The organism is Microcystis sp. LE19-131.1A (assembly GCF_027532015.1).
GTDB lineage: Bacteria > Cyanobacteriota > Cyanobacteriia > Cyanobacteriales > Microcystaceae > Microcystis > Microcystis ichthyoblabe_A.
Genome location: NZ_JAPZSS010000285.1, coordinates 1 through 22,274, shown reverse-complemented (window position 1 = coordinate 22,274; position 22,274 = coordinate 1). Strand labels below are relative to the sequence as shown.

Annotated in this window: 19 protein-coding genes and 2 pseudogenes; 8 read left to right on the top strand and 13 right to left on the bottom strand. The window is 43.3% G+C overall.

The features are described from left to right. Positions 1–276: 276 nt before the first annotated feature. Both O9323_RS20215 and corA read left to right on the top strand, forming a co-directional pair. The gene (locus tag O9323_RS20215) at positions 277–1,554 is read left to right on the top strand and encodes a recombinase family protein (protein ID WP_002755843.1); all 1,278 of its coding nucleotides are present in this window, start codon (positions 277–279) and stop codon (positions 1,552–1,554) included. A 91-nt stretch (positions 1,555–1,645) separates the two neighbouring features. Then, the gene (gene corA, locus O9323_RS20210) at positions 1,646–2,806 is read left to right on the top strand and encodes a magnesium/cobalt transporter CorA (protein WP_288125657.1); all 1,161 of its coding nucleotides are present in this window, start codon (positions 1,646–1,648) and stop codon (positions 2,804–2,806) included. 59 nt (positions 2,807–2,865) lie between these two features. On the opposite strand, the gene O9323_RS20205 is transcribed toward corA, so the two are convergent. Both O9323_RS20205 and O9323_RS20200 read right to left on the bottom strand, forming a co-directional pair. Further along, positions 2,866–3,042, bottom strand: coding sequence for a hypothetical protein (locus O9323_RS20205; RefSeq protein ID WP_002739752.1), 177 nt, complete (start codon positions 3,040–3,042; stop codon positions 2,866–2,868). A 165-nt stretch (positions 3,043–3,207) separates the two neighbouring features. Further along, a pseudogene (locus O9323_RS20200) lies at positions 3,208–3,404 on the bottom strand (hypothetical protein). A 632-nt stretch (positions 3,405–4,036) separates the two neighbouring features. Here O9323_RS20200 and ffh point away from each other — a divergent pair. Then, on the top strand, positions 4,037–5,473 hold the full coding sequence (gene ffh, locus O9323_RS20195) for a signal recognition particle protein (RefSeq protein WP_002755848.1): 1,437 nt from the start codon (positions 4,037–4,039) through the stop codon (positions 5,471–5,473). Positions 5,474–5,476: 3 nt separating this feature from the next. Here the strand turns inward: ffh and thiL are convergent, their stop codons facing one another. Together thiL and O9323_RS20185 are read right to left on the bottom strand one after the other, a co-directional pair. Further along, on the bottom strand, positions 5,477–6,445 hold the full coding sequence (gene thiL / locus O9323_RS20190; protein WP_288125656.1) for a thiamine-phosphate kinase: 969 nt from the start codon (positions 6,443–6,445) through the stop codon (positions 5,477–5,479). A 259-nt stretch (positions 6,446–6,704) separates the two neighbouring features. Continuing rightward, complete coding sequence (locus O9323_RS20185) at positions 6,705–7,376, bottom strand: MBL fold metallo-hydrolase (RefSeq protein WP_002755852.1); 672 nt, start codon at positions 7,374–7,376, stop codon at positions 6,705–6,707. Positions 7,377–7,480: 104 nt separating this feature from the next. Here O9323_RS20185 and O9323_RS20180 point away from each other — a divergent pair, with 104 nt between their 5' ends. The 3 genes from O9323_RS20180 to cax all read left to right on the top strand — a co-directional run bounded on the left by O9323_RS20180 (position 7,481) and on the right by cax (position 10,871). After that, on the top strand, positions 7,481–8,965 hold the full coding sequence (locus O9323_RS20180; RefSeq protein ID WP_002776723.1) for a site-2 protease family protein: 1,485 nt from the start codon (positions 7,481–7,483) through the stop codon (positions 8,963–8,965). Between the two features lie 157 nt (positions 8,966–9,122). Next, positions 9,123–9,755, top strand: coding sequence for a YdcF family protein (locus O9323_RS20175; RefSeq protein WP_002776722.1), 633 nt, complete (start codon positions 9,123–9,125; stop codon positions 9,753–9,755). 27 nt (positions 9,756–9,782) lie between these two features. Then, the gene (gene cax, locus O9323_RS20170) at positions 9,783–10,871 is read left to right on the top strand and encodes a calcium/proton exchanger (RefSeq protein WP_288125655.1); all 1,089 of its coding nucleotides are present in this window, start codon (positions 9,783–9,785) and stop codon (positions 10,869–10,871) included. 2 nt (positions 10,872–10,873) lie between these two features. Here cax and rsmG read toward each other — a convergent pair whose 3' ends face one another. The 9 genes and pseudogenes from rsmG to O9323_RS20125 all read right to left on the bottom strand — a co-directional run bounded on the left by rsmG (position 10,874) and on the right by O9323_RS20125 (position 20,594). Next, positions 10,874–11,551 carry a 16S rRNA (guanine(527)-N(7))-methyltransferase RsmG gene (rsmG, locus tag O9323_RS20165; RefSeq protein WP_288125654.1) on the bottom strand — a complete coding sequence of 226 codons (678 nt, stop codon included), beginning with the start codon at positions 11,549–11,551 and terminating at the stop codon, positions 10,874–10,876. Positions 11,552–11,593: 42 nt separating this feature from the next. Continuing rightward, complete coding sequence (locus O9323_RS20160) at positions 11,594–12,562, bottom strand: cysteine synthase A (RefSeq protein WP_079207361.1); 969 nt, start codon at positions 12,560–12,562, stop codon at positions 11,594–11,596. 24 nt (positions 12,563–12,586) lie between these two features. Beyond that, positions 12,587–12,787 (bottom strand): annotated as a pseudogene (locus tag O9323_RS20155) (PhoH family protein); the annotation flags it as partial. Between the two features lie 413 nt (positions 12,788–13,200). Beyond that, positions 13,201–13,998, bottom strand: a complete 798-nt coding sequence (locus tag O9323_RS20150; RefSeq protein ID WP_288125653.1) for a formylglycine-generating enzyme family protein — start codon at positions 13,996–13,998, stop codon at positions 13,201–13,203. 203 nt (positions 13,999–14,201) lie between these two features. After that, positions 14,202–14,657, bottom strand: a complete 456-nt coding sequence (locus tag O9323_RS22970; protein ID WP_502846433.1) for a PIN domain-containing protein — start codon at positions 14,655–14,657, stop codon at positions 14,202–14,204. Between the two features lie 21 nt (positions 14,658–14,678). Continuing rightward, a complete protein-coding gene (locus O9323_RS20140) occupies positions 14,679–15,065 on the bottom strand; it encodes a UPF0175 family protein (RefSeq protein ID WP_288125652.1) in 387 nt (128 codons plus the stop codon). A 142-nt stretch (positions 15,066–15,207) separates the two neighbouring features. Continuing rightward, positions 15,208–18,114 (bottom strand): formylglycine-generating enzyme family protein, encoded by a 2,907-nt coding sequence (locus O9323_RS20135; protein WP_288125651.1) that lies wholly within the window; start codon positions 18,112–18,114, stop codon positions 15,208–15,210. Then, on the bottom strand, positions 18,111–19,076 hold the full coding sequence (locus O9323_RS20130; protein WP_288125650.1) for an AAA family ATPase: 966 nt from the start codon (positions 19,074–19,076) through the stop codon (positions 18,111–18,113). Before O9323_RS20130 ends, O9323_RS20135 begins: the two co-directional genes overlap by 4 nt. A gap of 6 nt (positions 19,077–19,082) precedes the next feature. Then, entirely contained in the window at positions 19,083–20,594 is a 1,512-nt protein-coding gene (locus tag O9323_RS20125) for a VMAP-C domain-containing protein (RefSeq protein ID WP_288125649.1), read from the bottom strand. Between the two features lie 158 nt (positions 20,595–20,752). Here O9323_RS20125 and O9323_RS20120 point away from each other — a divergent pair, with 158 nt between their 5' ends. Both O9323_RS20120 and O9323_RS20115 read left to right on the top strand, forming a co-directional pair. Then, positions 20,753–20,935, top strand: coding sequence for a hypothetical protein (locus tag O9323_RS20120; protein WP_043998847.1), 183 nt, complete (start codon positions 20,753–20,755; stop codon positions 20,933–20,935). A 63-nt stretch (positions 20,936–20,998) separates the two neighbouring features. Further along, positions 20,999–22,114 (top strand): fatty acid desaturase, encoded by a 1,116-nt coding sequence (locus tag O9323_RS20115; protein WP_288125648.1) that lies wholly within the window; start codon positions 20,999–21,001, stop codon positions 22,112–22,114. The last annotated feature ends 160 nt before the right edge of the window (positions 22,115–22,274 follow it).

The window sequence follows — 22,274 nt, the reverse complement described above, 5'->3', positions numbered from 1 at the left end:
CTTAAATGTTTCAGGATATACTCCACAAAAGCGTTTAAACTCTTCTGGATTCAAATTTTTTACTTTTTCGTAAGTCATGGTTTTTCTGAGTGTTTTACTTTATTGTACATAATCAGTTCCTATTTTTGCAGGAGGTCTTATCTAAATTATTGGTTAAGACTGTCTATGATCGGTGAGAAGGAGGCTGGGTCGAGGCAGTTCGATCATTTGTACTAAACTTTTCAGGACGCGGTTTAAATATAGTACAGTTTATCTATAGGAGGATTTCGGCAAAACATGAAAATTATCGCCTACACCTATACTAACCCCCTGATCGATAGTCCTCCCGATGCCTCGATTTGGGACTATTCTCCCGAACAAGTGTATCAAGATTTTGGCGATCGCTCACAGCGGCAGCAACTACTCTGCGATTGTCAAGGGACTCCCCCCCGACTGCTGATCCTGCATCGCCTAGCAGAATTAGGAGACAATGGCACGGAAGTTAGCAAAATTTTACAATCCTTAGAAGCCCTCGACATAGATATAATTGCCCTGGAAGACCCAGATTATAAGCTGAATTTTGCCAAGATTCTGCAAGAAATATCAAAAAACGAACTAAGTAATCGTTTAAAAGCAGGTCACGCTCGCAATCGTCTGCAAGCTTTACCTCCCCCCGGAAAAGCACCCTACGGTTATCGTCGTGGCAAGGAGCGTTATATACTCGATCGCAGTACCGCGCCAGTAGTCAAAGACTTTTTTGATCGCTTTTTGATTTCCGCTTCCCTGCGTTCCACGGTGCGCTATCTAGAAAAACGCTACGGTAAAAAGATATCGGTAGCTACTGCCCATAAATGGCTAACCAATCCCGTTTATCGCGGCGATTTGTGCTATCTCGGTCAAGATATTATCCCCGATACCCACACCCCGATTATCTCCCGGGAAGAAGCAGCCCAGATCGATCGCATCCTGAGAAATAATCGCAAATTACCCCCCCGCAGTGCCAGCGCCCCGCGTTCCTTAGCAGGTTTAGTCGTCTGTAATCAATGTCAATCGGGGATGACGATTACCAAAGTGACAGCGCGAGGAAAAGGCACAGAATACCTCTATTTGCGACCTTTGCAATGTCCCCGGACAAAAAAATGTTCGGCGATCGCTTATGAGAAAATTCTCGATAGCACAATCGAGCGCATTTGTCAAGACCTACCACCGACGATCGCTCAGATATCTTTACCGGATTTAGAGGGGATCAAACGGGGAATGAGCGAGGAAATAGGGCAAAAAAACGATATTTTGTCGCAATTGCCCTCCCTAGAAGCGGCGGGAATTTTAGATCAAGAAACGGCTAATCTACGGGCCTATAAACTGAAAAACGAGATCGCGCAGATTCAAGGACGTTTAGACCAATTACCCCCCGATAACCTGACTATTATCGCTCGTGCCGTTGCTTTTCCGCAATTTTGGCGAGATTTATCGGAAATAGAGCGCCGTTTTTATTTTCGTGAGTTTATCCGTCGCATCGAAATCGAGAGGGAAACGGCTAATAATTGGCATTTACGTTTAATCTTCGTTTTTTAAGAGTCTGGGACAATCTTAAAGTTAGCTAAAAATTGAGGAATGTTTGAGCGATCAATGCTAAGAAAAAGGCAAACAGCGATCGATCTCAACTATGAGCAATAACAAAAGATTAACTAGGTATAAAAAAGGGCGAAAATCCTCCCAGACAAAACCCCACCTTTACGATTATCACTATAATCAACCCGGGACGATGCCGGGGTTAATCACCATCGATGAAAATGCCGTTGCTACCGAGATATTTTTAGTTAATTATAACTCCCAACAAGCCACTAGAGTTAATAATCTTTTACCTCAAGACTGTCTTAAATATTTATCCAATGATTCCATCTCTTGGATTGATATCGTCGGTTTGGGTAATGAAGATAAACTGCAAGAGTTGGGGGAAATTTTTCATTTGCATCCCTTAACCCTTGAGGATATAGTCAGTATTCCCCAAAGACCAAAAGTAGAAGAATGCGATAATTATCTTTTAATTATAGTGCCAATGGCCATCCTGACCGATCATCAGAGTTTTTTGTTAGAACAAATCAGTTTAATAGTCGGGAAGAATTATGTTTTAACCGTGCAGGAAGAAGGACAATACGATTCTTTGGAAGGAGTTAGGGAAAGAATCCGTTTAAATAAAGGTTCCATCCGGCAGCAAAAATCGGGTTATTTAGCCTATGCGATTTGGGATGCAATTATTGACGGTTATTTTCCTGTTTTAGAGTCCTACGGAGAAAGAATCGAGGAGTTAGAAAACGAAATTTTAGCTAGTCCCACGGAACAAATTTTATCAAAAATCTACCAACTACGTCAGGAATTACTCTCCCTGCGACGAGCAATTTGGCCGCAAAGGGACACCCTCAATGCGCTTTTACGCGATGAGTATATTGTCATCGATACAACCATTAAACCCTATCTAAGAGACTGTTATGACCATGTAGTACAAATCCTCGATGTTATCGAAAATTACCGGGAATTTGCCAATGGTTTAATGGATTTTTACCTGTCTTCCGTGAGTAATAAAATGAACGAGATTATGAAAACTTTAACGGTAATCTCGACGATTTTTATCCCGCTCACCTTCATTGTCGGTATTTATGGCATGAACTTTAATACTGATAAATCCCCCTATAATATGCCCGAATTAGAATGGTATTGGGGCTATGTGTTCGTCTGGGTGTTGATGCTAACCGTTGCTTTCAGTTTAATCATTTTCTTTTGGCGACGCGGCTGGTTTAAGAACCTATCGACAGGGAAGAAAAGATAAACTGTTAAGCAGATTAGGCGGATTCTATGGCATTGCTGGCATCTAGCAAGAGAAAATGGCTATTGCAGAGAAATCAATAATTTAGTGTCTGCGGTATTTTTTAACACTTTCAGTTGATGGCTTCTAATTTTGTCCAACCAACTATAGTGCTGGTTACGACATTGATAGACGATATCGATGTCACCAATCTCTGACTTAATCTGAGCCAAGTAGTTTTCTAGTTCGCTAATTTTCATAACCTATCTCGCTTGCGCTGAAGGACATCAACCCTAAACCAAGAATTATCCCTAAAGGATAGGGGTGACTACAGTTACTATTATAGGCCGATCATAATTCTTAAAAAAGTTCTTATCTAACAAAATTGGCTAATGTCAGGGTTAGATGATAAGCTGCCTGCGAATTTAAATTGCTTGTTGAGATGAGGCACTCTCGCACTCTTGGAAAAGGCAACAGTAAAAGGATTGGGGAGAGAGATGGCTCTCTTGGATTTGGTGGGTAAAATGTATTCTAAGATACAGCCCTGCTGGCGCGGGAGTGGAAGAAACCCGACCGACACAGAGGACACAAAGATCGATCCTATGTAAGTTAAACTTATCACACAGAACCTAGAAGAGCCACCAGCTTCGATAATTAATTCGGATATTAGAACTCTTGCAAATTAATTATATGTTATGATTATAGGCTAACTAATTTTTTGGGAAAATTAGTTAATAGGTACATTTGTCATAAATAAAAACCTGAAGTTTTACTTTTAACTCAAAACTCTTGAGATATGCTTTAATTTGGTTATCAAAACCTCTTTATTTAAGCGGCACAAACTATCTCAATTTTTATAATTGAGAATAATTATGGCTCTTCTGAGTTTGGTATGCTTCTCGGCGGTTTATCAGGAGCTTAAAGGATTGAAACACCTTCCAGATAAGTCTTTTGTGTTTTTTTCCAGAGCTAAATTGAATTAATCCTTTGCCGGATAGGGTTTCCAGCTAATCAGATGAACCTTTCAGCTTCTACAAACAGTTCACTGACGACCTGGAATTTAAGGCTCTGCTCCTCGGTTTTCTCTTGAATCGATTCCTGCAGCGATCGAATACTTCCGAAGCTAAGACAGACTCAGTTTAACATTCGATCGAACTTTGCCGCCGATCCCTGACCAATGACAGGGTAAGAACGGGGGTCTTCCCCCGACATTTGAGATAAAATCGATCTAGTTAAAAATTTAATTCCGAAACTATGTTCGACGCACTGGCCGACCGCTTAGAAGACGCATGGAAAAAATTACGAGGTCAAGATAAAATCTCCTCGGCCAATATACAAGAAACCCTCAAAGAAGTCCGGCGGGCTTTATTAGAAGCAGATGTTAACCTACAGGTAGTCAAGGGATTTATTGCTGAGGTCGAGAAACAAGCCCTCGGTGCTGAAGTTATTTCCGGAGTCAATCCCGGCCAGCAATTTATCAAAATTGTCTATGATGAATTGGTCAAAATTATGGGGGAAAGTAACGTTCCCCTAGCCCAGGCCGATAAACCCCCCACCGTAATTTTAATGGCCGGGTTGCAAGGGACAGGAAAAACCACCGCCACCGCCAAATTAGCCCTATATCTCCGCAAACAGTCCAAAAGCTGCCTGATGGTGGCTACCGATGTTTACCGTCCGGCGGCCATTGACCAATTAATCACCCTCGGTAAACAGATAAATGTTCCCGTCTTCGAGATGGGTTCTCAGGCTAATCCCGTCGATATCGCCCGTCAAGGTGTGGAAAAAGCCAAAGAATTGGGCGTAGATACGGTTATCATCGACACCGCCGGTCGTTTGCAGATAGACACCCAGATGATGGGCGAACTAGCACAAATCAAGAAAATTGTCAACCCCGACGACACTTTATTAGTGGTGGATGCCATGACCGGTCAGGAAGCGGCCAATCTCACCCACACTTTTCACCAACAAATTGGCATCACGGGGGCAATTCTCACCAAACTTGATGGCGATACTCGCGGTGGGGCAGCCCTATCAGTGCGGCAAATATCGGGACAACCGATTAAATTTGTTGGGGTTGGCGAAAAAGTAGAAGCTTTAGAGCCATTTTATCCCGATCGCCTCGCCAGTCGCATCCTCAATATGGGTGATGTCCTGACGCTAGTGGAAAAAGCTCAGGAACAGTTAGACCTAGAAGACGCGGCCAAAATGCAGGCCAAGATTTTAGAGGCTAAGTTTGATTTTAATGACTTCCTCAAACAGATGCGGCTGTTAAAAAATATGGGTTCCCTGGGGGGAGTCCTCAAGTTAATCCCCGGTCTGGGCAAACTGAGCGGGACAGACATCGAAAAGGGCGAAAAAGAGTTAAAACGCACGGAAGCGATGATTAATTCCATGACCACGGAGGAACGCGCTAACCCCGATTTATTGGCTAAGTCTCCTAATCGTCGTCGTCGCATTGCCAAGGGTTCGGGACATCCAGAAACAGAAGTTAGCAAACTAATTGCTAATTTCACCAGAATGCGAACGATGATGCAACAGATGGGACGGGGACAAATGCCCGCTATGCCGGGGATGCCCGGGATGGGTGGCGGAATGTTTGGGGGTGGCAATCAACCGGGGTTCCGCGGTCAAGGTGGCAGCCCGAAAAAACCGAAGAAAATCAAGAAAAAGAAAGGTTTTGGCGATTTATAGAGGCTAAAAATGTTGAAATCCAGAGCTTAAACTGAGGTTTCTACCGTCGGCTAATTTTATCTCTCTCCCGGGGACGATTTGACCGATTATCGCCCCCCCGGACCCCACTTTCTCCAGCAATTCTCTGGCACTGTCCGGGGGTAAACACAAAACTAACTCAAAGTCTTCACCGCCGTATAAAGCCCATTCTAGAGCTTTTTCGGCTCCTACATATTCTTTCAGGGTTGGATGCAGGGGAATCCGCTCGATTTCGGCACCAACCCCACTACAGCGACAAATTTGGATGATGGCATCTGTTAACCCGTCACTGCTATCCATGCCGGCGATGGGAAATTGCTTGACAATTTTTTGTAAATGTGGTATGCAATCAAGTCTCGGTCGCGGCCGTTGATGAGCTTGGATTAATCGCTTTTTTTGGGAGGAATTTAAATTCCTCCCGGTTTCAGGGTGCAAGAGTAACTCTAATCCGGCCCGCGATAAACCGTGATAACCAGTAATAACGATACTATCGCCAACTTTTGCGTTAAAACGTCTAATTTCTTCATTTTTTGCCACTTGTCCCAGGGCAGTGATGCTGATGTTAATCTCCGTGGCCCGACAGACATCGCCACCAACGATCGCCGTCTGATATACTTGCAGACAAGAGCTAAGACCCCGATAGAGTCCTTCTAGCCAATCGATGGCTAGATCGGGAGTTAAAGCCAATCCTACCGTAATTCCCAGGGGTTCTGCCCCCATAGCCGCTAAATCGGATAAATTAGCCGCCGCCGCTCGCCAGCCCACATCTTCCGGAGAGGTGGTAATATCGCTAAAGTGGACGTTATTAACTAAAACATCAGTGGTGACGACGAGAGAGTAACCCTCTTTCAGGGATAAAATCGCCCCATCATCACCGATAATCTCCGCAGGACAATATTTTTGCAGAATCGGTAGCAATCCCTGTTCACCCAAGTCTTTAACGGTTAAATTCATAATTTCTGGGAATTGAACGATGCAGCTTCTAAAAAGTCTTTAGTTAAGGTTTGCGGCAAAAAGTTTTTCGTGGGGGTAGGGTGTGGGGTGTGGGGTGTGGGGTGTAGGGTTTTATCCATTTTCAGGTGGTCAATTACCTAATTTTCAGGGAAAAAGTCCCTAAAATTTCCCCCCAATCACTCCAATGGTCGGCACTTTTTGAGGGAAAAAAAGTCTAAAAGCGTTATCCAACAAGGTTTTTAGATTTATTCAGCAGACCCTAGTTAAGAGGATTGGCGCTGATTTTTTCGTAGGCGCGATCGATAATTCCCCGACCGCGCAGAAAGCCGGTATTAGCCCCCGGACAAAGATAAGAGAGGGTTTCCGGACTAAAACGGTCTAAAATAGCCCTTTGCGATCGCAATTGCCGCAGCCAGTGGAAAGTTTTCGCGGTCTGTAGGGGTTGCGGTTGACCATTAGTATCGGGGAGAAGATGACGACCGGTAAATAAAACCCCCCCGTGACGGTTCCAGTAGAGACAGGAGGAACCGGGAGAATGGCCAGGAGTCCAAAAACCGCTACAAGTAGGAGATAACTGGATTTGCTGCTGAAAAACGGTAATTTGACGGTGAGGAAGCAGATAGGCTTCCTGTTCCTGTAGAATAATCTCACAATTAAGTAAACTTTGCAGAGAATCGCTCTGCTTACCCTGACCACCGCGATGGGTAAAAAATAAGTAACGGACACCCTTTTCTCGGAGAAAATCCCGCTCGCTCTCGTCACAGCCAGGACAATCCACCAGAATATTGCCAGTATTTTCTACAATAAGATAAGAGGTTCCCCCTAGGGTTTCCCGATTAGGCGAGAAAGCGTATAAACCTTCTAGAATTAATCGAGGGGGTTTTGTGGTTTTGCTAACCTCTAAAGGAGACGATTCGGTTTCCGATCGCATGGTTTGCCTATCCAAATCACAATCAATGCGGTTTACAATTTAGCACGATCGATGACCGGGCGGGCTGAAATTAGCCGCTTTTTATTCAAGAGAAAAGAGCCGATATGGAAATGTGGTTGTTATTAGGGATTCTTGGTGGTTTCACTTATTTTATGGTCAAGCGTAGCGTGGCCAAAATCACGACAACACCAGTTTGGTTAATTTGGTTAGTCCTGATGACTCCGGCTCTTATTTGGACCGGCTGGACGTTAATCTATGGACAGGATACCCCCATGCCGGCATTTTTGCTGATCGGTCCTTTTGTGATCTGCCCTTTTTTGTACTGGTGGTTAGTACAAAAGGGTCGGGTTACTCCCCAAGAAAGCTCCCCATCACCGCTAGAAAAAGCGAATTTAGTCCTAGAAAATATTGATAATCCTGCACCTAAAAATGATTTAAAACCGATCACTGCTGAAGAGGAAAAATCCCTACGAGATTGTTTTCCTTGGGGTATTTATTATCTGCAAAATATCGATTATCGTCCCCAAGCAATTCTCTGTCGGGGGAAATTGCGAGCAGTTCCCGAAGAAGCTTATCAAGTGATTAAAAACAATGTGGAAAAGGTTTTTGGTGATCGCTTTTTATTGCTTTTCCAAGAAAGTTTTCAGGGACAACCTTTTTTCGCTCTTGTGGCTAATCCCTGGCAGCAAAAAACAGAAACCATAGAAACTGAAAAAGTTACTCGCCCCTTTCTTGCCCTGGGTTTATTGTTATTAACTATCTTAACCACCACAGTGGTCGGTGCGGGATTAAGTGGCATTACCGCCCAACAATTAGAAAATAATTCTAGTTTATTATTGCAAGGTTTACCCTACAGTTTGGGCTTAATTGCTATTTTAGGACTGCACGAATTCAGTCATTATTTTACAGCAGTTAAATATAAAATTAAAACTACTTTGCCCTATTTTATCCCCATTCCTTTCTTCCTCGGCACCTTCGGGGCTTTTATTCAAATGCGATCCCCTGTACCCACCCGCAAAGCTTTATTTGATGTGGCGGTGGCCGGTCCTTTGGGGGGTATAATTATCGCTATTCCTCTACTATTTTGGGGATTGTCCCTCTCGGAAATAGTTCCCCTAACTAATCAAAGCAGTTTATTAAATTTTCAGGCCTTAAATCCGCAGTTTTCTTTTTTCTTGTCTATCGTAGCTAAACTAGCTCTCGGCAGTAATTTAATCGCAGGAAAAGCCATCCATTTACATCCTTTAGCGGTAGCTGGTTATGTGGGAATTATCGTTACGGCCTTGAATTTAATGCCCGTTGGTCAATTGGATGGTGGTCATATTGTTCACGCCATGTATGGGCAGAAAACCGCCATAATTATCGGTCAATTAACTCGATTATTCATGTTTATTTTAGCCCTAGTGCAGCCAGATTTTTTACTCTGGGCGATTATTCTTTTATTAATGCCAGTCAGCGATCAACCTGCTTTAAATGATGTCACCGAATTGGATAATAAACGAGATTTATTAGGTTTATTTTCCCTAGCTTTATTATTAAGTATTTTGCTACCCCTTCCGGAAGCGGTGGCCCGTTGGTGGGGTATGTAAGCGACCGCATCAATCAACCTGAGTTCTGGGAAAATTATCGGTCAGTTAGGGAATAAAATCCCCATCTCCTACGTCAATGTGAGTTCGATGATCCTCACCCTCGATCACTTTAATCCACAAAGCTGAAGGTTGACAACCGCTCACCGATCACTGTTATATGGTTCTCAAGGCTAATTCTCAGAGAAAAAAGCGAGTTTCTCCGCAAGGGAAGTTAGGCAAATTTAGGTTAAAATTGCTGGCTATTCCGCTAATTTTGGCGGGTTTAGGCTGGTTGTACCTCGATTTACGTCAGCAGTGGCTAAAACCGGAAGCGATTTTTGTTTTGGGAGGTCATGCCGATCGAGAACGTTTTGCGGCAAAATTAGCTAAGGAATATCCCGATCTACCGATTTGGGTATCTTCCGGTAGTCCGCGACGATATGTGCAAAAGATTTTTAAAAAAGCGGGAATTCCCCCAGAACGTCTCCATCTCGATTATAATGCGCGAGATACTGTCACTAACTTTACTAGCCTAGCCGATCAACTGAAAGCCCAAGGTATTGATAGCGTCTATCTAGTCACTTCTGATAATCACATGAGAAGGGCGCGATTAGTGGGAGAAATTATTTTTGGTAGTCGTGGAATCGTGATTAAACCGGTGACTGTTCCCTCCCAATCACCCCCCGAACCCCTAGAAAAGTCCCTCAGAGACGGTTTTAGGGCAATATTATGGATAATAACCGGTTCTACCGGGGAATTTTGGCTAGAATCCGATTCTAGTCCCCCTCAGTTCCCAACCCAATCAAAATAAAATTATCTTGACAAAATTAACCACTTTATGTTAAGCAAAAACACCATTTTCGCCATCTTATTAATTTTTGTGCCGCTATCGATCGCCGGTTCCCTGTTACACTGGGGCGGAACGGTAGTTTTTATCACCGCTTGTCTAGCCATTATCCCCCTAGCGGCCTACATGGGGGAAGCCACGGAAGCGATTGCGGTGGTGGTTGGGCCAAATATTGGCGGTTTGATGAATGCCACCTTTGGCAATGCCACAGAATTAATTCTCGCCTATGTCGCTTTGCGGGAAGGGTTCATCGATGTGGTAAAAGCGACGATTACTGGCTCAATTATCGGTAATTTACTCTTAGTTATGGGATTATCGATGTTTTTAGGCGGTTTACGCTTCAAAGAACAGGAATTTCAACCGATAACCGCTCGTTTAAATGCCTCAGCTATGAATTTAGCGGTGGTGGCGCTCCTTTTACCCACTGCCGTGCAATTTACCTCCACGGGAGTCGGGGAAATAGTCCTACAGCGTCTATCCGTGGCCGTGGCAGCGGTGTTAATTTTCGTCTATGGTTTAAGTCTCTTATTTTCCATGAAAACCCACACCTATCTCTATGATGTCGGGGTTGCTGGTATTGAGGAGGAAAGCGCTGGAGAAAACCCCGCAAGGCCGAAAATCTGGTTTTGGTCTTTGATTTTATTGATCGTTACCATCGCTGTGGCCGTAGAATCGGAGTTATTGGTGGCATCCCTAGAGGAGGCTACGGAACAGCTAGGTTTAACGGCGCTGTTTACCGGGGTGATTCTTTTGCCTATTATCGGTAATGCGGCCGAACACGCTACGGCTGTCACCGTCGCCCTTAAGAATAAAATGGATCTATCGGTATCTGTGGCCGTCGGTTCCAGTATGCAGATCGCCCTGTTTGTGGCTCCGGTTTTGGTTATCATGGGTTATATTATCGGTCAGCCCATGGATCTAAATTTTAATCCCTTTGAGTTGGTGGCAGTGGCTGTGGCGGTGTGGTTAGCTAATTCGATTAGTAGTGATGGGCGATCGAATTGGTTAGAAGGAATGTTACTCTTAGCTACATATACTATCCTGGCCTTGGCTTTCTTTTTCCATCCTCTCACCGCTTAGAGTTATCCCTTGCAGATATATAGACAATGACGGACGCTTTGGCTTAAGGGAGTGGTAAAACTGGCAATTTCGAGGATTTTACCGCCAGCTTTCCCTAGATTCTCCTCTAAACTTAAACTATCCTGCGCGGACCACTGACCACGATAGAGAATAGCGATTCCGGTCTTTTTCAGGAAAGGCAAAGCATAGTTAACACAGATATCCACATTACCTACCGCTCGCAAACAGACGATATCATAAGCACAGTTATGTTTAAGGTTTTTCCCGACGATTTCCGCCCGACCTAAACGAGTTTTCGTGTTATTTAACTCTAATTTGTCAATAACTTCTTCAAGAAAATTAATCTTTTTTTGGGTGGAATCTAAGAGAGTCACCGACCAATGGGGATATGCGATCGCAATTGGCAGCCCCGGAAATCCGGCCCCGGTCCCCAAATCAATGACTGACAGGGATTTTGTCAATAGATCCGGCTGGGATTTTTCTAACCAAGCTAAACCCGATAAAGAATCCCAAAGATGTTTTTCCCAAAACTCCTCTGGTTGGGTAATTCGGGTGAGATTAAAACGTTGATTACCCTCTAAAATCAACTCATAAAGTTGTTGAAATCGCGCTTGTTGGGCCCCATCGGGTTGCCATTCTAGGGTTTCTTGCCAAAGGTCAAATAATTCAGGAAGGATCATTAATTCAGTTATCAGTTATCAGTTATCAGTTATCAGTACAATTTAAGCCAATCCTTTCTCAGCTAACCATTGAGGATTATATAAACGAGATTGATAACGAGACCCACCATCACAAAGAACAGTAACGATGGTGTGGCCTGGCCCCATTTGTTTAGCTAAAGCCACGGCAGCACCAACATTAATACCCACAGAACCCCCCATAAATAAACCATCTTTTTGTAATAGTTGATAAACAACTTTGATGGCAGTGGGATCATCAATTTGAATGGCATCATCTATGGGTGAGCCTTCCATATTAGCCGTAATACGACTATTACCAATCCCTTCCGTAATTGAACTACCTTCCAGGGTAATTGTCCCGGTTTTCACATAACTATATAAACCGCTACCCATCGGATCCGCCACCACACAACGCACCTGGGGATTTTGGTCTTTTAAAAACATCGCCACCCCCGCGTAGGTTCCCCCGGTTCCCGTGGCAGCCACCCAAGCATCAATTTTACCGTCGGTTTGTTCCCAGATTTCCCGGCCGGTGGTTTCGTAGTGAGCGCGACGATTAGCCAGATTATCGAATTGATTGGCCCAGATAGCATTTTCCATCTCACTGGCCAATCTCCCCGATAATTTAACGTAATTATTGGCATCTCGGTAGGGAACGGCGGGAACAGTACGCACTTCCGCGCCAAGGGTTCTTAAGAGGTCGATTTTCTCTTGGGATTGGGTATCGGGAATGATAATCAGGCATTTATAACCTTTAGCATTGCAGATATGGGCCAAACCGATGCCAGTATTGCCGGCGGTTCCTTCGACAACGGTCCCCCCCGGTTGGAGAGTACCGGCTTTTTCCGCTTCTTGAATAATATATAAAGCGGCCCGATCCTTGACCGAACCACCGGGGTTAAGAAATTCGGCCTTACCGAGAATCTCGCAGCCGGTTTCCTCGCTAAAACTATTGAGACGAATTAGGGGAGTATTACCCACCGCATCGACGAAACCATTTTTAATATCCATAATCTGTTATTTTTCGTGCTGTTCCTAGGCTGAGACGATTTTTTGTACCAAGGGATGACGCACCACATCGGCCCGCGATAGGTAAGAAAAAGCGATCCCTTCTACTGATTTTAGGATTTTTTGAGCGGCAATTAACCCCGATTCCTGTGGTTGCGGTAAATCGGTTTGGGTGACATCTCCGGTTACTACCATGCGCGAACCGAATCCCAAGCGAGTTAAGACCATCAATGCGATCGCACTTTCTCCACTGGGGAATTGAATCGTTGGTCAATTTCTACCACTTTAGCTGATACAGTCCTGCTGGCGAGCGAGTGGAAGGAACCACAGAGACACAGAGGACACAAAGATCGATCAGTCCTATGTAAGTTAAGCTGATCACACAAAGAATAGGAGAGCCATGAGCAGCTGTTGATGTAAACTAAGACGCATTTAAACCGCTTATTCTTAAGATTAGTTGAACTTCCCCCAATCCCTTTACTGTTGCCTCTTGTCTCGTCTCAACAAGCAATTTATCCTAAATCCGTTGAGTAACCCGTTTTCTACTCATGATAATTCTCTCAATCCTTTTATAGTACGCATATAGTACATCTGCTCAAAAAAATCGAAAAAGGGTAAAAAGAGAAAAAAGAGAAAAAGGGTTACAAAGTCCTCCCGGCACCGCACACCACCCGAAAACCGTCGTAGTAGTAGTTGTCGCGGCGGACGTCGAAGTTGCGGGAAGCGGAACGGCAGTCATCTGGATAGTTGTACCAAGAACCGCCCCGCAGAGCTTTATATGCCTGATTTTGCTGTTTTTTGCTCTTTTTTATCTCCTTATAATTTTCGCACCAATCATCTTGACACCACTCCCAGACATTTCCGTGCATATCATATAAACCAAAGTCGTTGGCGTAGAATTGCCCAACAGGGGTGGTTTTTGTGAGATTGTTATTATAGTTGGCTAAATCTGGGGTAAGAATTTCCCCAAAGTGATAGGGGGGGTAGGTTTCTCCTTTGTCGAGATTTAAGGGTTTGGTTTGCGCTCGACAAGCGTACTCCCACTCAGCTTCCGTTGGTAGCCTATATTTTCTTTTACTTAATTTAGAGAGCCTTTGGCAAAATTCCACAGCATCTAACCAACTTACCATTTCAACGGGGTTTGTGCTGCCTTTAAACTCCGATGGCTCTGGTTTTAAATCTTGCTCTACTTTTAAATCTTCTCTTTGGGCAATATATAACCATTGAGCTTGGGTAATGGGATAAATACCCATCAAGAAGTTTTTCAGGGTAACGTTGTGTTGAGGCTTTTCACTTTTATTACTACTTTCTTGTTCTGAAGAACCCATTGTAAAGGTTCCCGATGGTATTTTGACTAATTCTATGTCTAGGTCATCGGTGAGTTTTTCTCTATAGATTAAAAGACGTTTTTGTGTCTTTTGGATGATTATTGTAGGCATAAGTAGGGTTTGCTGAATAAATATGAAATATAGACGAGGTAAGGGTTTTAGTGTTCTGTATCGGCCCGCGTCCCGTAGGGGCGAAGCATTCGGGCATAACCTATCGGTGAAACCGTAGATTTTCTATCCGAATGCTTCGCCCGTACTTTTTCAGCAAGCCCTAAGTAAGTAATTATAATTAAATTAAAAATTGATTTTATACTCTATCCTTCACCAGCTAATTTTAACACAGAAGTACGAGTAGTGGCATCTAAGCGAAACTTCAGCAATTCTAGTTGATTAAGAATTGGCTCAATACGGTGTATATAACCATTTTGTTTAGCCTTTAATAATATTCCCATTGTGCCAGTAAGTTTTATTCCTAATAAATTTGCATATCGTCTCGCCAAGCTATCATCAAGTAAAGCGAGAGAATCGGTAATTTCTATTGCTAAAGCTAATACTTCTTTTTCTCCTTTTCCTAAATCAGTGACAAGGGGTAAAAGAGAAACTGATTTTGCTTGTTGAATAATTATCCAACTTAAGGAGGTTATATCAGGTAAAGAGATTCCAGAAGCTTTTCCAACGGCTAACTCTTGAGCTACTGAAAAAGGAATAATTATCTGTCCGTAAAAGTTCGGTAGTAAGTCAAGTAAGTTAGTCTGATAGAGGTATTGAATCGGTGATGTATCGGCATGACGTTAGGCATTAGCCAGATCCTCGATTAATTCTGCTTCCTTGAGTCGGAAGGTATCAACTCCATAGTCTGCAAGTTTAGAGAGAAAAACAACTCGCGGAATACCTGCTAAGTTAGCAGCAGTGCCAGAGGAAAGTTTTCCCAATTCATAAAGTTTAATGGCAGCAAGAAGAGAGATTTCCTGTGCTAGTTGTTCTGGGGTGAGATGTAAAGCGAGAGCGGTTTCATCGGGTAGGGAAAGAGTGATTTGGTACATGATGAATCCTAGTATTAATTGATTGTAGGGTTGATTGTAGGGTTGATTGTAGGGTTGATTGTAGGGTTGATTGTAGGGTTGATTGTAGGGTTGATTGTAGGGTTGATTGTAGGGTTGATTGTAGGGTTGATTCATGAATCAACCCTACCTTGATAAGGGGGAAACCCAAAACCCGTCTTCAATTTAATTATAACCAGCTACTGATCAGCCAACCTCATTTAGTACATTTGTTCAAAAAAATCGAAAAAGGGTAAAAAGGGAAAAAAGAGAAAAAGGGTTACAAAGTCCTCCCAGCACCGCACACCACCCGAAAACCGCTGTTGAAGAGGTAGCGGCGGTCGTAGCTGTTGCGGCAAGCGGAACGGCAGAAACTCGGACTGCTGTACCAAGAACCGCCCCGCAGAGCTTTATTTGCCTGATTTTGCTGTTTTTTGCTCTTTTCTCGCCGAGGACTACCATCCCTAGGTGCGCCTTGATAATTTTCCCAGAAGTCATCATCATAATTTTCCCAGAAGTCATCCTGACACCACTCCCAGACATTTCCGTGCATATCATACAAACCAAAACCATTGGGGGGAAATTGCCCCACGGGGGTGGTTTTCTCGCGATATTCTCCTGCTGGTTCCTCAGCAAAGCGTTTCGTAGCATCGTAGTTAGCTAAATTTGAGGTGAGGGTTGCTCCGAAGTGGAAGGGGGTGGTGGTTCCAGCACGACAAGCATACTCCCATTCCGCCTCACTGGGTAGCCGATACTGTTTCTTGGTCATTTTAGAGAGCCTTTGGCAAAATTCTACGGCATCTAACCAAGATACATTTTCAACGGGGTTTGTGCTGCCTTTAAACCGCGATGGCTCTGGTTTTAAATCTCGCTCTACTTTTAAATCTTCTCTTCGGGCAATATATAACCATTGAGCTTGGGTAATCGGAGTTTGACTTAGGTAAAACGGGGCGATTTTTACTAAATGTCTGGGGGATTCTCCTTTGAACCAATCGCTATCGTATCTTTCCACTAGCCGCGCTATTTCCTCCGCTTCGGTTCCCATCCAAAACTCCCCCGAAGGAATATAGAGCATTTTTAAGCTGGGGGGATTTTCTTCAAAGTAGAAGGCTCTCACGGGTTCTTTGGCGGTAATTTGTCCCCTCTCATCCACAAAAACGGTTTCAGATTTGAACAGGGTTAGGTTAAATTTCTGGGTGATGATTTCTTCTTCTGTGTTATCCAAGACTTCCCTAAACTGGACTGGGATTGTCTCGGCGGTTATTTCTTCGCTTGCCAAAATTTTAAGCTGCTCAGGGGTTAAACGAAGGCGCTGATACAGTTCCCCATCTTCTACGCTGAAATCCTTAAGTCTATCCTTGAGCAGTTGAAACAATATTTCCTCTCCTCCCGTAAGCTCTTTTACCTTCGCTATGGTTACGGTTTTATATTTCCTTAGCCACTTTTCCTCAACCGGTGGGGGTGGAGGTGAGTCAACCATAGATTGCAGCTTTTGGCTAATTTCTTGGTACTTTGCTTCCCCTAGCTTTTGGAAAACCTTAGCAGATACCTTGGCAAAGGCGCGGACTAGATTAGCAGCTTCTTTGCCGAGGAGAACCTGGGGATTGGTAAGAATAAGACCAAAAAAGGTGGTGGTACTCAGGTTGAGTTTTTGGGCGATGTATTCCGAGAGGACAAAAATTACCTCTAAGGCGCGGCTATTCCCTAGTTCAGTGAGCAGAAGCTCTCTCACCTCATCATCAAATTCAAAATCTAGGCTGTGGTCGGGAGTATGAAAGTTAAATTTACCTCCTTTGTCCCACTTCACTGGTTCCCCTCCTAGATAGACTTTAAGAAAACCGCTAAGGATGACTTCTGCTATGTTTAGGGGGTTAGAGGCGCTTAAAAGTTTGCTTTGGATAAGACGGATGATGGGAAGATTTACCGGGGCTGCGGCTAATTTTTTCAGTAATTCCCAAGCTAGAGGTGAGGCGGTACTAGCGAATAGTTCTAGAGCTTGCTTCCCAGACATCTCCGGAGAAATAGTTGCGGGTATTTCTCTGTTTTGGGGAGATTTTTCTAGTAGTACCCCCGCACAGGTGGCGTTGCTGTCACCACTGAGAACGAGCGCCCAAGCTTTTAAGGATGAAGGGGTTAGGGAGATGGTGGGTAGGGGAAAGTAGGTTTTTTGGATTGTTTCTCTGAGAATATGTTGATTTTCCTCTTCGTTCTCAATTTGTAGTAGCAGGGGGATGGAGGTAAATCTCCAGTTTTGTGAAGGTTTCCGGGGGGTTTGGTTGACTAGGGAGACGAACCAACCTCGACTAAGGGCGGTTCTTTCCCACATTGCTTCCGGGAAGGGAGAAAGCAGGGTGACGATTTGGTGTTTTCCCCAGTCCTGAAGAGCTTGGTTATAGCGTCCTTGATACCAGTCTGGGGAAGTACAATCACTGTAGAAGAGGATAAGTCTTTCGCCGCGAGGATGGATGAGATCTTTTGGGTGAATTGAGCAAGTATCGTTAGAGTAGGTACGGATGGCTAAATTTTGCCTGTCTTCGTCCCATCCGATGCGGTAGAGTTTGACATCCCGAAATGCGCCGATTTGTTCTAGCCAATCGCGGATTTCCCCAGCCATTTCTTTCCAAAAGACCATGGAGGCCCATTCTTCAATCAGTAAAACTACCTCTAGGGAACGGACTTTTTTGGCTTGGTAAACGGGTATTAGGGCTAAACTGCCATCTTTCTTGCCGATGCTATACTCGGCCGATTTCTGTACGGTGCTGTTTAGGTTTATTTGTCTTTGGGTGGCTGAGTCTATCTTTTGGATGAGGGGACGCACTGCCCGCCCTAATTTTCGGGTTTCTCGCCAGAATTTGGCGCCGGGGAGGCTAATGGGTAGGGTGTCTGCGCCTATCTTCTCAGGTTGTTTTTGTGCTTCTGTCTCCCGTATTAAGGGAACTTCATCGGATGGGGCTGCTGGCTCTTGGGTTTCGTTTTTACTCTCCTGGGGGGGGTTTTTAGTGGGAGGGGTTTCTTTCTTTTCTTCCCTAGGCTCTGTAGGGGGTTGGGGTTTTCCCTCCTCTTCTTGGGTGAGGACATACCACCATAAACTATCAGCTATCTGGTAACTGTCTAGGTCCCATCCCCTGCCCTTGACAAAGGTGATAAATTTATCAATCAGTTCTGGTGTGGGAAGGGTTTGGGTCATGTATTGCCTGTGTCGGTGAGATAGGTAAATAGTAGGTCGGTAAGGGACTTTAATTCTGCATCTGTGGGTTTATTTTCGCCCATGCTCATAAAGACGGCGTTTAAAAGCTGGTCCGTTGCTAGTTCCCCTTTTTCTCGTTTTTTAACATATTCTGCGATCGCTGCTTCTATTTTTCTACTTTCGGGACTGCCTTCTTTATAATTAAAATGGCTTTTTACTATCTTTTTTAGTTCCTCTGGGTTGGGTTCGGGGATTTCTAAGAGCAGACATCTACGTTTAAAGGGTAGGGGAAAATCCCTCTCGTCGTTGCTCGTCATAATCACTATGGGGAACTGAGACTTTTGGCAGCTTACCTTTCCTTGGGGGATGGATTCCCATTCACCGTCATGGGTTTGTACTGGTATTGGTTGGTTTTCGGTATCTTTAGCGAGTCGGGAAAGTTCGGTGATTTCAAATTTTCCCTCTTCAAAAAGGTTTAAGAGGTCGTTGGGTAAGTCGATGTCACTTTTATCTATCTCATCGATAAGCAGTACCCGGGGATAATTTCTCGGACAGAGGGCTGTCCCCAAGGGACCCAAGCGGATATACTGCCCTATGTCTTTTTTTTCTTCTAATTGGTAATCTTGCAAACGTGCGATCGCGTCGTAGTAGTATAATCCCTCTTGTAGGGTGGTGCGGGTATTAATTGGCCAGACTAATACTTCTCCTAAGTCTAATTCGTAGGCGATTGCGTAGGCTAGGGAGGTTTTCCCTGTACCCGGTTTCCCTGTGACTAAAATAGGCCGGCGTAGGTGAATGGCTGCGTTTACGGTTTCGATGGTTTTATCGTTAACTATGAGTTGTTTTCCCCGCTCCTCGGATTTGTTGGTGGCGAAGCTTCGCCAGGGTGGGATTTCTGGCCAGGTAATCTCATCCTTTGAGCGTTTTTCATGATTGCCTTTAAAGATTTTCCATGAATTCATAGTTAGTTAACCTAGGTGCTGAGATGTTAAGTAGTGGAAGGGTGGCGTCCGATTAGGGTCTTCTAAAAAGCATAATAGATGATGTCCTAGATGTTCGGGTTCATCTTCTAAATTATCTGGTGATTGTCGCCTCACCTCTTGAACTCTTGTGGACAATTGATTGATTTGAATACCCTGTAAGAGGGTATTAATTTCTGTTCTGTGACTTGCTTCCTGAGCATGACAGCGCGACCCAACGGCTAAAGGTATGCCATATTTTAAGCTTCTTTTAAAGAATTGCTCTAAATCCTCTTGAGTTGAAGCGCAAAGATTGCTCCATAGAGTTGTTTCTTGGCACAAATAGGACTCGCTGTTATTAACTGTTTGTGTATCTATAGAATTTGTTGTTAATCTCTCCCATCTACTTTTCCAATTTTGATAAGCTGGCATTTTACTATACATTTTTTCCAATCTCATAAGAGAACGAACATTAACAAAATATACTCTCTTAAGTTGAGTTAGGCTATCAAAGCAATTGTATTCCCAAGATTCAAAGTTAGTATATAGTAGCTTACCATCGGTGAAAAATTCAATATTTAAGTTTGCACCTCCTCGCTCATGACAATCTTCAATAATTTTTGTTAAAATGTTCGTTATATCTTTTTGAGTATAAACATCTTTGCTAACGCTACTATCTACAGGAAGAGGTATATAATTATTTCCTTGACTTTGAGATGTATTTAACTGTAGAAAACACGCAGCAAATTTATATTCATGGGAAGTATTTGCTTGACTTTTACTCTCCTCTATTTTGATAATTAGATAGTTGTTAATATTTTCTCGATTGTCAGGTTCCGGATTAATTGCTGGTATCTCTGCTATCCAAGCATTGTAATCTGTGTCAGTAATATTTAATGGTTTCTTTAACTCCTGTATTGTTTGTTCAATGTATGAGCGATTGTAGCTATTAATTCTGCTATCTTGAGTAAGTCTAAAAAGTATTCTTAATAAATCTTTATCATCTTGAATATTTATGATTTTATCGATGATTTCTTCAAAATTAGCATTGTCATTATCTGGCAAGTACGACTTTATGATCAGATTCAGTTCTGCTTGTTGTTGTCCAGACAATTTATTTTTAAGCTCTGTAAATATATTAATTTTTGTCTTATTTTCTTTAAGTTTATCCTGTAAAAAAGTCCCATTGTCACTTATTTTTCTATTATACTCTTCAACCAATGAGATGACATTGGCCTTGTTAACTTTTTCTATATCTCTTTCTAATCCCTTGTTAAATGCCTGGGCAAGTAATGGAAAAAAAGTTTGAGATGCGTGCGTTTTCAGCGTCGCCTCGGAGTAGTCGTACTTTCTTGCTATGTGTTCATAAGTCCAACCCTGTGCGAACCCTTCGATTAAACATTTTTGAATAGATGTAATACCATTAGGCTCTATCAATTGAATCACTTTTTCCACACAGCTTAAAAACAGTTCTTTGCCTAAAGAACTTGGAATTTCTGGCTTAGGTTTTCTATCTCCCATTTGTACTTGTGGTTCTCCTTTTAAGAATACAATTCACAAAATGCTACTTTTAGCTACTTAATGATACTTTGGCAAATTGACTACTAAATGCTACAAAAACTACCTCGACAATTAAAAGGGCTAGAAATAAGCTAAAAGTGTAGTCTAATTCAGAGCTTATGTACATCTCAAACTACCAGATTAAATCACTAACCCAGAGGCTAAAAAATCGCTTGGGGTATGTACCCAAAGAAGCTTGGGTAATTAATCTCGCCATCGAGATAGAAATCTCTCCAAAGCAATTTTTAAGTGATGGGCAATTAGTTCAGCACTACCGAGAAATCGAACAACTGCACAGCTAATAAAACCGCCTGAATTTGGTTATTTAACCATTTTCAGGACAGTACAACTTATTTTCTACTGTCATGATACTCAAAAAACCCACCCCAACACAAGCATCGGCTTTAAGGGATAATCCACGCCTAGGGATGCTCCAACTCAGCGATAATCGTCTCGTACAAGCTTTCTTTGACTGGCTAACAGGCTACTACCTTACCCCCCCTCTCTGGAAAAGCACGCCCTCCTTAGAATTACTCTATGGCATACTCCAGTATATAGGAGGATTAGCGATCGCTCTTAGCCACTGGCAATTAATACCCCTAGGATGGGTGCTATCCGTAGCTGGAGCGGCTCAATTGCAAGAAATAGCCCACTTTTGCGCCCATAATGCTTTTTTCCCTCAATATCCCACTTATAACCATCTTTTAGGTTGTTTACTTACCTTAATTACTGGGAAAAAGCCCTTTCCATTGTTCAAAAAAGATCACCTATTAATTCACCACCCGCCGAAAAACCTAGCTACCATGAATGACAAAGGGAATACCCCCTACCTAGTAGAAGATTTAGGTTTTGAATTTGCCCAAGAAGAGGCCTTCTATTGGCAAAATTTGGGCAAGTTATTACTCTCTCCCAAGTTTTACGGAGAAACCTTCCTTGCTCGCCTGACTAATCTCCTTAAAGCTCCCATTAACTACCAAATAGCTACCCTGATTGTGCTTTTCTTGGCCTCTGTTTGTGCGGGTTTAACCCATTCTTGTTTAATCTGCTTACTCTGGGCGGTATTTACCCAACTCGGAACCTATGCAGCCGCACTCTTGCAACAGCTACCGGAGCATAATTGGGCCTATGAAGCCGATGATAATGAGGGAGCTAAATCTCAGGTAATTAGTAAATCTTTTGCCCTATATTTGGGTGCTTACCCCCCGCGCTCAGACCACTGGTTAGAGTGGTTAAAATGGTACATAGAATTAGTAGGAGCAGTCTTTATTCGGCTGACCATCCTTCCAGTTAGCCTAGGGGCGCACTGTGTTCACCATGCTACAACAAACGATCACAACTGGGCTAACCAACTATACACCCTAAGAGCTTTTCAGACTGGCTCGGTGAAAGGATGGCAGCGTTATCAATTCCTTGAGGTTTGGGGATACCGAAACGCTTTAAACTACGTCTTTGTCGGTTTTAGTTTAAGGGGAAAAAGCTAAATTAAACTCGGTGTGCAACTATATTTTTAGTCTTGATTTACAACAAGGCTTTCAGAAATCAGCAGAGATAAAGTATCCTCTGGAACCCTGATTCTGTCGTTTTTAGTTGCACATCGCGTTAAATTAACCTAATTCTATACTCTCTCGCAAGAGTACAAGA

What these genes read in the sequence shown, in the direction of transcription:
- O9323_RS20215 (WP_002755843.1), top strand. Translation starts at nt 277, where the DNA reads ATGAAAATTATCGCCTACACCTATACTAACCCCCTGATCGATAGTCCT.
- corA (WP_288125657.1), top strand. Translation starts at nt 1,646, where the DNA reads ATGAGCAATAACAAAAGATTAACTAGGTATAAAAAAGGGCGAAAATCC.
- O9323_RS20205 (WP_002739752.1), bottom strand. Translation starts at nt 3,042, where the DNA reads ATGAAAATTAGCGAACTAGAAAACTACTTGGCTCAGATTAAGTCAGAG.
- ffh (WP_002755848.1), top strand. Translation starts at nt 4,037, where the DNA reads ATGTTCGACGCACTGGCCGACCGCTTAGAAGACGCATGGAAAAAATTA.
- thiL (WP_288125656.1), bottom strand. Translation starts at nt 6,445, where the DNA reads ATGAATTTAACCGTTAAAGACTTGGGTGAACAGGGATTGCTACCGATT.
- O9323_RS20185 (WP_002755852.1), bottom strand. Translation starts at nt 7,376, where the DNA reads ATGCGATCGGAAACCGAATCGTCTCCTTTAGAGGTTAGCAAAACCACA.
- O9323_RS20180 (WP_002776723.1), top strand. Translation starts at nt 7,481, where the DNA reads ATGGAAATGTGGTTGTTATTAGGGATTCTTGGTGGTTTCACTTATTTT.
- O9323_RS20175 (WP_002776722.1), top strand. Translation starts at nt 9,123, where the DNA reads ATGGTTCTCAAGGCTAATTCTCAGAGAAAAAAGCGAGTTTCTCCGCAA.
- cax (WP_288125655.1), top strand. Translation starts at nt 9,783, where the DNA reads ATGTTAAGCAAAAACACCATTTTCGCCATCTTATTAATTTTTGTGCCG.
- rsmG (WP_288125654.1), bottom strand. Translation starts at nt 11,551, where the DNA reads ATGATCCTTCCTGAATTATTTGACCTTTGGCAAGAAACCCTAGAATGG.
- O9323_RS20160 (WP_079207361.1), bottom strand. Translation starts at nt 12,562, where the DNA reads ATGGATATTAAAAATGGTTTCGTCGATGCGGTGGGTAATACTCCCCTA.
- O9323_RS20150 (WP_288125653.1), bottom strand. Translation starts at nt 13,998, where the DNA reads ATGCCTACAATAATCATCCAAAAGACACAAAAACGTCTTTTAATCTAT.
- O9323_RS20140 (WP_288125652.1), bottom strand. Translation starts at nt 15,065, where the DNA reads ATGAATCAACCCTACAATCAACCCTACAATCAACCCTACAATCAACCC.
- O9323_RS20135 (WP_288125651.1), bottom strand. Translation starts at nt 18,114, where the DNA reads ATGACCCAAACCCTTCCCACACCAGAACTGATTGATAAATTTATCACC.
- O9323_RS20130 (WP_288125650.1), bottom strand. Translation starts at nt 19,076, where the DNA reads ATGAATTCATGGAAAATCTTTAAAGGCAATCATGAAAAACGCTCAAAG.
- O9323_RS20125 (WP_288125649.1), bottom strand. Translation starts at nt 20,594, where the DNA reads ATGGGAGATAGAAAACCTAAGCCAGAAATTCCAAGTTCTTTAGGCAAA.
- O9323_RS20120 (WP_043998847.1), top strand. Translation starts at nt 20,753, where the DNA reads ATGTACATCTCAAACTACCAGATTAAATCACTAACCCAGAGGCTAAAA.
- O9323_RS20115 (WP_288125648.1), top strand. Translation starts at nt 20,999, where the DNA reads ATGATACTCAAAAAACCCACCCCAACACAAGCATCGGCTTTAAGGGAT.